Origin of the sequence: Pseudoalteromonas sp. OANN1 (genome assembly GCF_024124685.1) — a bacterium.
Lineage (GTDB): Bacteria > Pseudomonadota > Gammaproteobacteria > Enterobacterales > Alteromonadaceae > Pseudoalteromonas > Pseudoalteromonas piscicida.
In genome coordinates, this window is sequence record NZ_JAMXSE010000007.1 from 47,372 (window position 1) to 62,436 (window position 15,065).

4 protein-coding genes are annotated in these 15,065 nt (G+C 43.3%); all 4 read left to right on the forward strand.

What is annotated here, in order from left to right:
* The first annotated feature begins 41 nt into the window (after window positions 1-41).
* Genes NH462_RS08215 through NH462_RS08230 form a run of 4 tightly spaced genes read left to right on the forward strand, consistent with a single transcriptional unit; the run spans window position 42 to window position 15,061 of the window.
* The gene (locus NH462_RS08215) at window positions 42-2,486 is read left to right on the forward strand and encodes a penicillin acylase family protein (RefSeq protein ID WP_253105349.1); all 2,445 of its coding nucleotides are present in this window, start codon (window positions 42-44) and stop codon (window positions 2,484-2,486) included.
* Complete coding sequence (locus NH462_RS08220) at window positions 2,483-4,219, forward strand: cyclic peptide export ABC transporter (protein ID WP_253105351.1); 1,737 nt, start codon at window positions 2,483-2,485, stop codon at window positions 4,217-4,219. Before NH462_RS08215 ends, NH462_RS08220 begins: the two co-directional genes overlap by 4 nt.
* Window positions 4,216-13,629, forward strand: coding sequence for a non-ribosomal peptide synthetase (locus NH462_RS08225; protein WP_253105353.1), 9,414 nt, complete (start codon window positions 4,216-4,218; stop codon window positions 13,627-13,629). Before NH462_RS08220 ends, NH462_RS08225 begins: the two co-directional genes overlap by 4 nt.
* Before the next feature lie 10 nt (window positions 13,630-13,639).
* Window positions 13,640-15,061 (forward strand): hypothetical protein, encoded by a 1,422-nt coding sequence (locus NH462_RS08230; protein WP_253105355.1) that lies wholly within the window; start codon window positions 13,640-13,642, stop codon window positions 15,059-15,061.
* Window positions 15,062-15,065 lie beyond the last annotated feature (4 nt).

A 15,065-nucleotide genomic window follows, 5' to 3' on the forward strand; every position in this document is an offset into this window, starting at 1 on the left:
TGAAATGTAACAAATCGCCATTTTGAATGGGTCATGGAAATATGAAAAAATTTTTTATTAACTTAGCGTTGAGCGTTTGCGCTCTATTAAGTGCAGTCATTTATGTTTACTTCGAGTATCTTGAGACGCCTGACGTTGAGTCTGGTCAAGTGATTTATGGCGAAGGTATCAGTGAAGCTGTAACCATAGCATTTGATGAATATGGCATCGCAAGCATTAACGCCAAGAACGAAAGTGACCTTTACTTTTCAATGGGCTACCTTCATGCCAAAGATCGATTGTGGCAATTAGAGGTTCAGCGTCGCATTGCAGCTGGGCGTTCAGCTGAAGTTTTTGGTAAGACTTCTGTTAATCTTGATGCTTGGATGAGAACCCTCGGGCTATATCGTTCAGCTGAAAAAACATTTCCAATTCTCTCATCAGCCGCACAGTCTTCGCTTCAGGCTTATGCTGATGGCATTAATAGCTATGTAAGTAACAACACGCTCCCCTTTGAGTTCAAACTCTTTAATATTGAACCCGAGCCATGGTCGGTGGTGGACTCACTTGCTTGGTCCAAAGTTTTTGCATTAAACCTCGCTGGTAATTTTCGCAACGAATTACAAAGGCAAGTTGGTTTACGCCATCTAACTCCAAGCCAATTGGCAGTTTTTTTCCCCCAAGATCAACGTCAAAATCTCGCCGCTGAAGAACAAAAATCCAAACTAGAACCAAGTGAATTTAGTGCACTATTAGAACCTACAGATTTATTGGAACAATACTGGAAAATCGGTGGTAAAAATGTCGGTAGTAATGCCTGGGTCGTGTCAGGAAAGCACACCGATAGTGGAGCACCTATTTTGGCTAATGATCCTCATTTAGGCTTGCAAATCCCTTCTCTTTGGTACGCGGTTAAACAAACAACTCCTGCACAAGAAGTTACCGGTATGAGCCTAGTCGGACTACCAGTAGTGATATTTGGACGCAATAAAGATATCTCTTGGGGTGGCACAAATATGATGGCTGACGTACAAGACCTAGTTGTGCACCAAATCCACCCTGAAGACCCTAACCAATATCTAATTGCTGGACAGTGGCATAGATTTGATGAACGAGTAGAGAAAATTAAGGTTAAAGCAGACTTTCCTGCTAAGTTGCGAAACCCACTAAAACCTGTCGAAGTGCGTATCAGAGAAAGTAAGCTAGGGCCGATTGTCAGTGATATTGTCCCAGAAATAGGATCTACTATGAGCTTACGCTGGGTAGCACTCGATGAAAATGATACCACTTATGAATCTTTTTTCAGGCTGAATAAAGCAAACAATTGGCAATCTTTCCTTAACGCAACCAAATACCATATTGCACCGGCACTCAACCTATTCTATGCAGACAAAGCCAATAACATAGGTTTTAAAGCTGTAGGTAGAGTACCAAAGCGCAGCTATGGAGATGGTACGCTTCCTTTCCGATTTTCCGTTCATAAAACGGCCACGGACAATTGGAACGGATATATTCCTTTTGAGCAGATGCCAACACAATTTAACCCTGAATCCGGTTTCTTGTTCAACGCGAATAATTCTAACGTACCTAAAGGATACCCGTACGTGATTTCCAATGACTTTGCCCACCCGGCAAGAGGACAAAGAATTGAACAGCTATTAAGCCAGTTTATTACTGAGCAACAAAAAATCACGGTGTCGGATACCATGCAAATGCAAGTCGATACTTTAGACTTATCATCCTTACCCTTACTGAACGTGCTGCAGAGCTACTCCGCCACAACGAAACTACAAACAACTGCTTTAGAAAAAGTTATTCGCTGGGACGGCTACGCAAAAGACCACAGTATTGGCTCAACTATCTATTATGCTTGGCTATATCACATCAAGAAGCAACTTTTTGGCGATGAGTTGCAAGGTTTTTGGAATAACCAGCGGGATAATGCTTCTCTGAATAAACTCCCCGGCCTGGTGGCACCAGAAACGATTGCGGAATTGTTAACCCAGCAAAGTGTTTGGTGTGACGACATCACCACAGAAGTCGTCGAAAACTGTAATGATGTATTACAGCTTTCCTTCTCCAATGCCCTAAACGATTTATCTTCGATCTATGGAGATGACCCTGAAAATTGGCAATGGGGCAAAGCACAACAAGTAGTATACAAACACATCCCCTTCAGCAATATGAGAGTGTTTGATTACGTATTCGAGCGCAGGTTTGGCTCAGGTGGAGCACCTAATGCCTTACACGCTACAACTAGCACCTTCGATAAGAATGAAGGGTTTGAAACTTTTTTCGGTGCAGGCTTTAGACAAGTTATTCAAATGTCAGATGAGCAACAGCATTACTTAATCAACTCAACTGGCCAGTCAGAAAAATTAACGAATGATCACTACGATGATTTAGCCGTCATGTTTGCTGAAAACAAGTTCATTGGGATACATAGCACAAAAACTAAGTACCTAATTAAGCTTCTCCCAGCTTCTACTCAGGAGTCATTACAATGAAGTTATTTCGTTTGTTTATTGATGCAGCTCCGCACAGGGTATTTTTATCAATTACATTGGGTGCATTTGCAGGTATCAGTTACTCAATGTTGATACCTCTTGTGATGGCAAGTATAACTCCAGAAGATCCTATGTTTACTGAAGTGCAAACGAGCACTAATACTCTTTTTTCGTTTGAAGTATCTAACTACCACATGGCAACTATTTACTTGATTGCCTGTGTACTCATTCTCTTTGCCCGAAGCCTATCAGAGATAGTACTACTCCATGTAGGTGCCATAGTAGCAAGGGATATACGTACTGATTTTTATAAAAGAATTAATAGCGCTCCTATGTCCTCACTTGAGAAAATAGGTGATGCCAAACTGATAGCGTCAGTAAATATAGATGTTCCCAGAATCACCCAAGGCGCAAGACAAATTCCGGCTGTTTTTGTCAACCTAATCACTCTGATAGGTATGCTCGGGTTCTTAATGTACCTAAATATGGACATCTTCAAACTAGTTATCATATCAATTTTCACCGGGATCTTTATTTATCAGTTTCCAATGATGGTGGGGCGTCGTATTTTCGAAAAGAACAGAGAGATCAACGACAAGTTACAGCATGCCACTCTTGGACTCATTTCGGGTCAGAAAGAACTCAAACTTGATAGCGAAAAGCGCAACAACTACCTCAATCGAGTGCTGCTTCAGCATGAAAAAGACCTTGTTCGCACGGAAAGTATGGGCTACACCGTTACCCGCTCTACTGTAAGTCTTGGTGACTTACTCAGCTTTTTCGTCATTGGTAGCATCACCTTTATTTTCGTCAACTACTACGATATCCCGCGCCAAGAGCTAGCTGGGATAATCATGGCACTCTTATATATCACCACACCAATTGCCATCGTACTTAACTCTATTCCAGGTCTAACAGTCGCCTCTGTCTCTTTTAGAAAAGTCAAAAAGTTGCTGTCAACTATCCCTAAAGAAGACATAGCCGATGACATCAAGCCACTTCCACAATGGCAAAGCATCCATTTCAAAAATATTGAATATCACTATAGCAATGTCCAAGGTGAGAAGGGCTTCGCGATTGGCCCAATGAGCTTCACCCTCAACAAGGGTGAAGTCACTTGTATTATCGGCGGAAATGGCTCTGGGAAGTCCACGTTGAGCAAACTCATTACCCAGCATTATCAGCCTAACCAAGGCAAAATCTACATTGATGAACAAGAAATCACTAAGGACTATGTCTGTAGTTTGCGAAACCAAATTCATGCTATATACACAGATTACCACCTGTTTGACGAGCTCTTAATTGAGGTTACCCCAGAAACAGAAGATCGTATCCGTCGCTACCTCAAAGAATTCCGGCTCGATACAAAAGTCACCATTATCAACGGTCTCTTTTCTACCACTAAGCTATCCGATGGACAGCGCAAACGCCTAGCACTACTAATCGCCTTTTTGGAAGACAAAGAGATGTATTTGTTTGATGAATGGGCAGCAGATCAAGATCCAGACTTTAAACATATCTTCTATACCGAGATTTTACCTGAGCTAAAAGCACTGGGCAAAGCGGTTGTGATTATCAGCCATGATGATCGCTACTTCTCTGTAGCAGATAAATTACTGCGTATGGACAACGGTCAGTTAACAGAAAATATGGTCTCTGACCAATGGCTTTCAGCAAGTACTTCAGCCAGCGGCATGAACCAGAAGGAACAATCAGAGGTACTAGCTAAATGATGCGTGATAACTCCTTTGCACTATCAATGGTCCAACAAGATATTTATTTTGATCAGCTGCATTATCCAGACAGCCCTCTTTACAACATTGGTGGTTACATAGATTTACCAACCATTGATATAGAAAGGTTACGTCAGGCCCATCGTCAGGTTGTTAGTAATCATGATGCATTCGGTATTCGCATTATCACTTCAGAGCAGGGCGTAGAGCAGTATATTAGTGAGCAACGCAATTTGAGTCTGCCATTGCTAGACATGTCCAATCACAAAGACCCTGAAGCTGCTGCCACCGAATGGTTACAGGCACACTTTCAAGACGCCTTTGCTGTGGATGAAAACGAATTGTTCCGTGCCACCCTGATTAAACTCAGTGTAGAGCGTTGGTTCTATGTGGGAATGGCTCACCACGTTTGCCTAGACGGCTGGGGTTTTGCTAACTGGGCACAACGCCTAGGCCAGTATTACGCCAAAAGTGAAGCAGAGATGCCATCAAAACCATGGCTTGAGGTAGTAAGTAAAGAAGCTGAATACACATCATCAGCTCGCTACCAAAAGGACAAAGCCTACTGGCAGGAGCAGCTCAATGTTTTGCCTGAGCCATTCTTGACACCTTTTTACCACCAAGATTTTCCTGAAAGCACAGCAGTCCCGAGCCGCAGGCAAATTTTGCCTATTAGTGCCGCCCGACACAAACACATGCAACATCGGGCCACTGAATTAGGTGTCGGTGTTGCTCAGCTATATCAGGTTTGGATAGCCCTATATTTTGCACTGGCCCATGAGCTACCTGAGCTGGTGTTAGGTACACCTGTACATAACCGCAAAGATAAACGCGACAAAGTAACTTTGGGCGCGTTTCTAAGCGTAATTCCAGTCCGCTTGAACATGGCGACCGACCAAACTCTCAAGCAATTATGTGAACAGGTTGCTGGAAGAATGCGACAAAATTTCCGCCATCAGCGATTTGGGGTCGGCGATATGCGCCGCGATATACTCGGAGGTGCCGAGCAGCGCGCATTATTTGAGGTTGGTTATAACTACCTTAAGCTAGATAGTGACTTAGATATCGATGGCCAACCAGCAAACTTAGTTTACCTCAGTCACAATCACGAGCAAACTCCAGTGATGATGACAGTGTGGGAGTATGGTGAGGGTCAGGGCGTTCAATTACAGATCGATCACAATTTAGCGTTTTTCAGCGAACAAGATGTTCACAACATGATACAACGGCTGGACTATTTGCTGGATCAGCTACAATGCAAAGACAATAAAGTTATTCAAGAATACAAAATCTTGTCAGCCAAGGAACGGGCTCGAGTGCTAGCCAACACAGAAGGTGAGCATCTTCCCTACTCTAGTTCCCTGTTACCGCATCAACTGTTTGTCAAACAAGCTCAATTACAGCCAGATGCTCTAGCAATAGATGCTGATATCCAGCTTACCTATGGACAACTGGATCACTTATCAAATCAAGTTGCCCACAAGTTAATTGACCGAGGCTTGCAACCAGGTTCGTTCGTAGGTATTCATTGCCCACGCCGCGCCGTGATGCTCATATCTTTACTGGGGTCATTAAAAGCAGGGCTGACATTCATTGCGCTTGATCCCAACTACCCAGAGTCCAGAATCCAATACATCATTGAGAATAGTGGTATAGAGCTAGTCTTGTCTCACAGCAGTTGTAATAGAAAGCTTAAAGGGGTCGCTACGATTACTGTCGACCAACTGCTGGATGAAACTAACAATTCTGCTGTTAGTTCTGTTGAAATGCCTGTTTCTGCTGAGAGTTTAGCCTATTGCATCTATACCTCAGGCTCTACAGGTAACCCTAAAGGCGTGATGATACGCCAACGTAACCTACTATCTCTATTACATTGGGCAAGGTCAGAATATTCTAACCAACAGTTACGTCGGGTGTTAGCCTGCACATCTCTAAACTTTGACTTGTCTATGTTCGAGTTATTCGTACCGCTGGCGTTTGGTACCACCGTAGTACTTGTTGAAGATGCTTTAGCACTAATTGAATCTGAGTTAGATATTACCCTACTCAATACAGTTCCTTCTGCAGCAAAGTCCTTATTGCAACATAATGCAATTCCTCCGTCAGTCAATACTGTAAACCTTGCCGGCGAACCTCTTTCAGCAAGTGTTGTAAATGCTTTGTTAGAGACATCTTGTAACACAGTGTACAACCTCTATGGACCATCAGAAGACACGACTTATTCTACTTGGTCTCGTTTTGATAAGAAACTTGAACGCCAGCCTGATATTGGTAAACCACTGGCAAATACCCAGGCCTATGTATTGTCTCCTTCAGGCAAACTTCTACCTCATGGCTACATTGGTGAGTTGTACCTTGCAGGTGATGGAATTTCTGCTGGTTACCTCAATCGCCCAGATCTAACCAAAGAGCGCTTTATCGAGCTCCCTTTTGCCCGTGGTCCCGTTTACCGAACCGGAGATCTAGTTCGCTACCAAAATGACGGTACTTTAACTTACATCGGACGCACCGACGATCAGGTAAAGTTACGTGGTTTCCGCATTGAATTAGGCGAAATAGAACACGTATTGTCTAATCATCCTGACGTTCAAGATGCAGTGGTACTAGTCATTGGTGAAAACTTATTGGCGTTTGTGGTTGGTGATAAATCCATTATGCAGAGCCTCAAACAAAATGCGCAAAAGCTCTTACCGTCCTTTATGGTTCCAGCCCGTTTTGTTTTTATTGACGAATTACCTCTAACACCTAACGGAAAAGTCAATAAAAAGATGCTCCGGGCATTGAGTGATACTGAAGACAATCGAGTTGTGGTCAAACCGAGTAATGATATGGAACGAGCTATAGCCAGCCTGACCGCTCAGATACTTCAGCTTGACGGAACTTTAATTAGTATGGACTACTCATTTTTCGAGCTAGGTGGACATTCACTATCAGCCGTTAAATTAACCGCTGCACTGAAATGCTCGTTTGATGTTAGTTTATCTATTCGGCATGTCTTTGAAGCGATATCACTAAGAGATTTAGCCAATACGATCCGCGGCTGTCAAGACAAGCAAAGTATGGAGCCACAAATTGGTTCCTTATCACATCCAGAGCAGATTCCACTCTCAGCTACTCAACGGCGCCTTTGGCTGATAGACAGGGTGCAGGGACATTCTCGAGACTATCATATGCCGTTTGCCTTGCACATTACTAGCGGGCTGGACATTCAAGCACTGCAACAAGCATTGCATAAGATAATTACCCGTCACCATGTGTTACGTACATGCTACGTCGAGCAGAGCGAAGAAGTATATCAGCAACTGTTAAGTGTCGATGAATTACTGGTAGAAATCGTGGATATGACAGGACACGCCGTAACAGGGCAAACGGTTGAAACACAGATCCGTAATTTCTGCGAGCAAGACTTTGACCTGCAAAGTCAGTTACCCATTCGCGCAGCATGGTTATCACTGTCGAATAATGAAGGTGTATTACTATTCAATGTCCATCATATTGCTTTCGACGGATGGTCTGTAGGGATATTCCTTGATGAATTAATAGCATTGTACAAAAACAACGTAGCCGCACTGCCTGAACTAACAGTGCAATATGCGGATTATGCGTTGTGGCAAGAAAAAATGCTTCAAGGCACTAATTTACAAAAAGAAATTGATTTTTGGAAAAAGCAACTAAGCGATGCACCTTTGCGTCACAGTTTACCTATCAAGCAACATCACGCGTCGACGGACCGTATTTGTAATAGCGTACACATGAAAGTTGATAAAACTCAGCTTAACGCTCTGTATTCCACAGCCAGCCACCATAAGCTGACACTCTTTAATCTACTTCATGCAGCTATTGCATTAGTGTTATCACGCAATAGTGGTTGCGAAGACATTGTCATAGGAACTGCCGCGACTAACCGTAACCTGACCGAAATACAATCTATGATCGGCTTCTGTGTGAATACTCTGGCCCTTAGAGTAAATACAGCTTGCACTAGCATTCAAGACTACTTCGCCCATGTCCGTCAGATAGACTTAACTGCCTTTGAACATCAATCGGTACCTTTTGATACCATTATCGACGCATGCGATATACCACGCAATAAAGCTTATACCCCTGTATTTCAGATTATGTTCACTCTCAATGATGCAAGCGCAGAACAGGCTTTTGTTGAACGCTTGGGTGCTAAGCGACTAGACATACCGGTGCAATATTGCAAGTTCGAGATTGAAATTGATGCGCAATTATCTGGAGATGAACTTACCTTTGATTGGCGCTACGACAGCAACTTGTACGATGCAGAATGGATCGAAAACCTGTGTGACCAGCTAGCTCGCGTATTGATGCAACTAGCAGAAAACAATACCGATAACATGGCTGATTTGCAGGTACTGAGTAATCAGGAGCAAGAGTTCTTGGTGCATACTCTCAATGATAATGCGTTGTCTTATCCAAAAAGCGCGACTCTGACTTCTCTATTTGAACAGCAAGCTAAGCTAAAACCTGAATCTATAGCAGTGCTTTGCGACAGTGGGAGTTGGTCATACCGACAGCTCAATAATATGGCTAACATTATTGCCTATAAGTTACTCGAGCAAAAAGTAGCCCCTCACGAGCGTGTTGGAATTTCAAGCCGACGTGATATATCAATGATCGCGGCAATGCTTGGTATCCTCAAAGTGGGAGCAGCCTATGTTCCCATAGATCCAGAATACCCTTTGGCACGCAGGAATTACATCGTCGAAGATAGTGGCATCAGGTTATTGCTTGGGCAACAAGACATTTGTCACGACCTTGATGTTGAACAAATTCTGGATTTAGACTTAGTGTTTGGCAGTCTTTCCCATGACTTGCAAAATCCCCAAGGGTTGGCTCAAGCCAATTCCATTGCTTATCTTATCTATACATCAGGCTCAACAGGCAAACCTAAAGGTGTACAAATCTGCCATCAGAATGCTGTCGCAATGTTGCACTGGGCTGACGACTACTACAGTGATGAAGAGTTAGCCAAAACTTTAGCAAGTACTTCTATTAGCTTTGATTTGTCAGTATTCGAGCTATTCCTGCCGCTGTGTTTCGGCCATCAATGTGTGTTGGTAGACAATATAATGTCACTATTGACCCAGCATCAGGAAGTCACTCTAATCAATACTGTGCCATCTGCAATGCGTCTTCTAATAGAGCAACAGGCACTTCCCTCATCGACTAAAGTCGTAAATTTAGCGGGTGAAGCGCTTAAGGCAAGCTTAGTTAATCAAGTTTTAGCAGCAGGTGTAGATAGATTATGTAACCTCTATGGCCCTTCAGAAGACACAACCTATTCTACATGTGCAGAATTTACCGAGCCACTTGATGGCATACCTCCAATTGGTCACGTAATTAATAACTCCCAAGCTTATGTAATGTCACAAAGCGGTCACCTGCTACCTTTTGGTGCCGCAGGTGAATTGTGTCTTGGTGGTGATGGCGTAGCAAAAGGTTATCTAAATAAGGCTGAGATGACTGCCGAACGATTTATCCCTAACCCGTTTGGTGAAGGTCTGCTCTACCGTACAGGCGACTTAGTAAGCTATTGCTCAAAACAAGGTGACTTAGCCTATTTGGGTCGCATGGATGATCAAGTCAAGATTCGAGGCTTTCGCATAGAACTAGGGGAGGTTGAAAAGACCATAAAAATTAACGGTGTTAAGGATGTCTGCGCTCTAGCTGTCGGAGATGAGCAAGACCGCCGTTTAGTGGCTTTTGTAGTATTTGAGAAGCAAGCTAAGTTAAATGAACTCGAACAGCTCGATACACTCAAAGCGAGAATAGCAAGCGAACTGCCCGAGCACATGCGACCTTCTCAGCTGGTCGTTGTTGAAACATTACCGTTGACGCCCAATGGTAAAATAGACAAGAAAAAACTAGAGAAGCATCAGTTCACTCTAGATCTACAAAAGGTAGTAGCACCACAAACCAAGCTAGAGCAAAGCCTATTGCATATTTGGCTGCAGCGCTTACCAGAACACAGCGTTTCATTCGGTGTCACTGACAACTTCTTCGAGCTAGGAGGCCATTCGCTACTTGCAGTTAGAATTTGCGGCGATATCCGTAGCCAATTGTTAGTACCATGTAGTGTAAAAGATCTTTTTGAGCACCCCACAATCCAACAACTTGCTAATTTCCTTGGCCATCAACAACAGCAACTTGAAGTGAATCCGTTGGTAGCCAGCGAACGCAATGATAAATATTACCCTCTGTCTTTTGCACAACGCCGTATTTGGTTTCTCAGCCAATTAGAGAACTCAGGCTCCGAGTTCAATATGGCCACAGCCCTTAGAGTCCGGGGTTGCTTCAATGTCGCACAGGCAGAGTTAGCATTTAAGTGTATTGTAGAGCGCCACGAGTCACTCCGGAGTCGCTTCGTGATGATCAACGGACAACCAAAAGTTAGTCTGGTGGATACTGTAGATATCTGCATCAAACAGCATGATCTGAGCTGTCTCTCGGGTTTGGAGCAAATTAAAGCATTACTCGAACAGAAAAGCGCGCATCAGGCATATCAATTTGATATTGCAAATGAACAATTGATCCGGATAGATCACATTCAACTTACTCAGGGTGATAATCCCGAATCAGTATTGCTGTTTAACATCCATCACCTCATTGCCGACGGCTGGTCAGTGGCTATTTTAATGCGAGAGTTCATGGCTCATTATGATGCGATTAGTAGCCATGACAAAGCAGCACTTCCTCAATTGCACGTGCAGTATATTGATTGGACTCGATGGCAACAGCAGCGCTTTGCTGGTGACTATTTATCGCAAGCTTTAAACTACTGGAGCGATCTATTAAACAACGCTCCTTCTACGCACAGTCTTCCACTTGATAATAAACGTGGTTCTAGTTCTGCCATCGGCGGCCTAACTGAACAGCATCTTGACATCACCTTATGTGAGTCGATCAAAGCACAATTGCAAGAGACAAACACAACGGTATTTATGTACTTGCAGGCTGCATTTGCATTACTTGTCGGCCGTGTTAGTAGAGAACCCGATGTTGTTATGGGTGCTCCTGTAGCTGGCAGGGAACAACCACAAACAGCAGATCTAATTGGCTTGTTCCTTAATACCCAGGTATTTCGCAGTGAGTTTAGCGATAACCCGAGTTGGTACGAAATGCTCAAGCGCACTCGAGAACAACACTTAACCAGTGGTGATTACTCAGATCTGCCTTTTGAATTACTGGTCGAGAAAATCAACCCTGCACGTAACATTCACCAATCACCTATATTTCAACTATTTATAAACTATGACAATACTGAGCAAGTTGACCTGAAACTGCGTGAATGTAGCTTTATCACCGAACAAGCCGATGAAATGACCAATAAATATGACATTACTTTGTACATAAAAGGTAATGTCAATGAGGGGATTTCCTTAACTTGGTCATATAATAGAGCCTTATTTGATAATCAAACCATTGAGTTTTATTCTCAAGAGTTTGAGTTCTTAATTCGTCAACTATGCACCAACCCATTGAAGCCTGTCTTGACACATACTTGGCAGAACAGCCGCAGCTGGGATGAAGTTGCAGTTGAAGTAAGTACTCCCGAACATTACCAATTTTATCACTTGATTAGACATCATGCTGAAAATCATGGTGAGCATGCAGCCCTATCATTTGGTAACAGCACCTTAAACTATGCTGAGCTAGTCACTCAAGTCGAACAAATGGCCGCTTGCTTTGCCACTCGAGGCCTCAAAGCAGGACAAGCTGCCGCCATTTACTGCAATCGTGACGAACGCCGTATCATCGCAATTTTAGCTGTGCTCAAATTAGGCTGTGCTTATGTACCTCTAAGTCAAGAGCTGCCGATTAATCGTTTACAGTTCATGCTTGATGACTCAGCCGCTACAATGCTAATTAGCGATAGTATAAGTATCAAGCAAGGCCTAAATCCATCTCAACAATGCCAGGTGTTGCTTTTAGATGACGCACAAACTCAAATGGAAATGCGGCATGCTAAGCCTGTAGCGACCGCAGAGGTTACTGCCAACAGCATCGCACATATCATTTTCACCTCAGGCTCTACCGGGAATCCAAAAGGAGTAGCAGGTACCTATCACGCCACTTTCAATCGAATTGAGTGGATGGTTAAAGATTATCCATTAGAACTTGGAGAACGATGCGCTCATGTCACCTCAATGGCCTTCATTCGCGGTGTTTGGGAGCTTCTAGTACCACTTTGTGGTGGCGGCCACTTGGTACTGTGCGAGCGTGAAACTGTTAAAAACGTATCTAAACTTTGGCAGTGGATGGTGACTAATCACATTTCTCGTATCGTTACCGCCCCATCGCTAATGAAAGCCTTGTCCGATTTGTCCAAGTCTCAAACAGAGCAATTGATGCTTACCCACTGGTGCGTCAGTGGCGAACCACTGTTACAGATCCATGCCGACGAAGTGTTAGAACGCTTCCCTAATACACGACTATTCAACCTTTATGGCTCTACAGAAACCATGTCCGATGTGTCATTTAAAGAAGTGAGTAGTAACAACGATTACAACGATTGGGTACCTGTCGGTAAAGCTATCAGCAACACTGCCATTTTCACCATTGGCCTTGATGGTGAACCTCTACCACGCAATGTGATTGGAGAAATTGCGGTAGCCGGTGCCGCACTTGCCAACGGTTACATAAGTGCAGAAGACGCTAACGCCGCTTTTGCGTTATCAACGATAGGCAGAGTGTACAAAACTGGGGATTTAGGAATATTAACCAGCAACGATGAAATTATCTGTTTAGGTAGGGCCGATGACCAAATAAAGATTCGAGGTTACCGTATCGAGTTAGGTGAAGTGACCACCAGCATTGCACAACTGCCATTTATTAAAACCTGTGTTGTACGCCCATTTGGCGAGCCAAATGAGCAAAAGCTAGTCGCGTATATGATTGCTGAAACAGACTGTAGCTTGTCCAAGCCAAGAATAATTGAAGCAGTGAAACAGACGCTGCGCAACGAGTTACCAAGCTACATGGCCCCATCTTTTTATATGGTATTAGATGAACTTCCACTACGCCCAAATGGGAAGGTAGACCGCCAAGCATTACCGATACCCGATCTTAAGCAGCAACAGCTGAATTACGTAGCAGCCGAAACCGAGTCAGAGACGAAAGTGGCAGCAATTTGGGCTGAACTTCTGGCACTAGATGTAAAAAACATTGGTGTGACCACCAACTTCTTTGAACTCGGTGGACATTCCCTATTGGTCACTCAGTTAATGCAAATTTTGCATGAACAGTTCGAAGTGAACTTGGGGTACGAAGAATTTTTTAACAATAACACTATCCGATATATCGCCGAGCGTATTGACAACACAACTCGGGTTAAAGACGTGTTGGATAAAAACAGCAACAAAAGCAGCAAGCTATTTATTTAAAGGTAAAAGGATGATTTCAAAAGAAATTAGAGCCAACAATGCATTTTATTCTGAATTGTTCGCTGAACTAGCAGATCTATTAGCGGCCGATCAGACTATGGCTTCATTATCGTTTGACGAAGCCAATAGCAGCATTTCTGACTTTATGGCTGATTTTATCTATAACGTCAGCCCTTGGCCCGTGATCATCAATGATAACACTGTCCGCACTTTCTCTAGAGTGGTAGATAATATGCCCGCCGTGTTAATCAAGCTTCTAAACTATTTTGCTCGGCATGAGCCACTATGGTTGTGCGATTATCTGAACATCTCTGAAATGGCCTTAGCTCGCTATACCAAGTGTGCTATTAATAGCGAAGACATCATGTGCCGCTACGATGCAATCATGACTAACAAAGCTCTAAAGTTGGTAGAAATCAATATTGGCTCTTCTTTGGGTGGTTGGTGGTCTGATTGGCTGTATCCTGAGATTCAAGCAGCATTAAACCAAGTTGATGTCGTCAAAGACTGGAATCATAAATATCGTAAGATCTCTGAAAACACCTTTAAAGCTGTTTGGCAATCCATAGTACGCCTAAAAGGCAACGATGCTAAAGGCAACATGTTTATCTTCTTGCCCGATACTGCCACTACCAATCTAGCGCTAGTACATCAACACCTCAATACACTAGTAATGACCACCAAGCCAGATATCTACCCTGAGGGTAAGTTATTTATTTTCAATGAGCTAGATAAAATTGAATGGCGTACTGACGGTAATATGGCTATCGACGGTGAAATCATGGATACACTTTTGCTACCCGTTGTTAAAGGAGATGAGCTACCCATTAGCTTTGTCGCTAAGCTGCAAGCATACTCGGAAAAGCGCAAATTATACGTGCCGGACAACGAAGCACTAAATTTGTTAGCGAACAAATTGCTTTTCTCGCTAGCCCATGAGCCAAAATCTAAGAAAGTATTAACCAATACTGAGCTCTCTTTGATAGAAGAGCACATTCCTTGGTCTACCAAGCTAAACAGCAAAGCGATACATCGAGATGGTATTTCATTACTTACCGAAGAATATATCAAACAAAACCAGCAGTCGTTGGTATTCAAAAAATCTCAGTCGATGCAAGGCAAAGATGTATTGGTCGGATGTACTACTCCGAGAGAAGAATGGCTGAACTTTTACGAGCAAAACAAGCACGATAGCGATTGGCTTATCCAAGCTTACTGTGCCCCAGATTTGATTTACAGTGCTGACCAAAATGTCGGCTTTTCATCCTACCGAATGGTGTGGGGAATTTTTGGCTTCAACGATCACTATTCAGGCGCATGGTGCCGAGCTGTGAATGAATCCAATGACGATACGGTGATTAATCTAGCGCGCGGTGCGGTGGAGTTTGTAGTCACAGAAGAACAACAACTAAAAGGGAAACTGGTGTTATAACCGG

What these genes read in the sequence shown, in the direction of transcription:
- NH462_RS08215 (WP_253105349.1), top strand. Translation starts at nt 42, where the DNA reads ATGAAAAAATTTTTTATTAACTTAGCGTTGAGCGTTTGCGCTCTATTA.
- NH462_RS08220 (WP_253105351.1), top strand. Translation starts at nt 2,483, where the DNA reads ATGAAGTTATTTCGTTTGTTTATTGATGCAGCTCCGCACAGGGTATTT.
- NH462_RS08225 (WP_253105353.1), top strand. Translation starts at nt 4,216, where the DNA reads ATGATGCGTGATAACTCCTTTGCACTATCAATGGTCCAACAAGATATT.
- NH462_RS08230 (WP_253105355.1), top strand. Translation starts at nt 13,640, where the DNA reads ATGATTTCAAAAGAAATTAGAGCCAACAATGCATTTTATTCTGAATTG.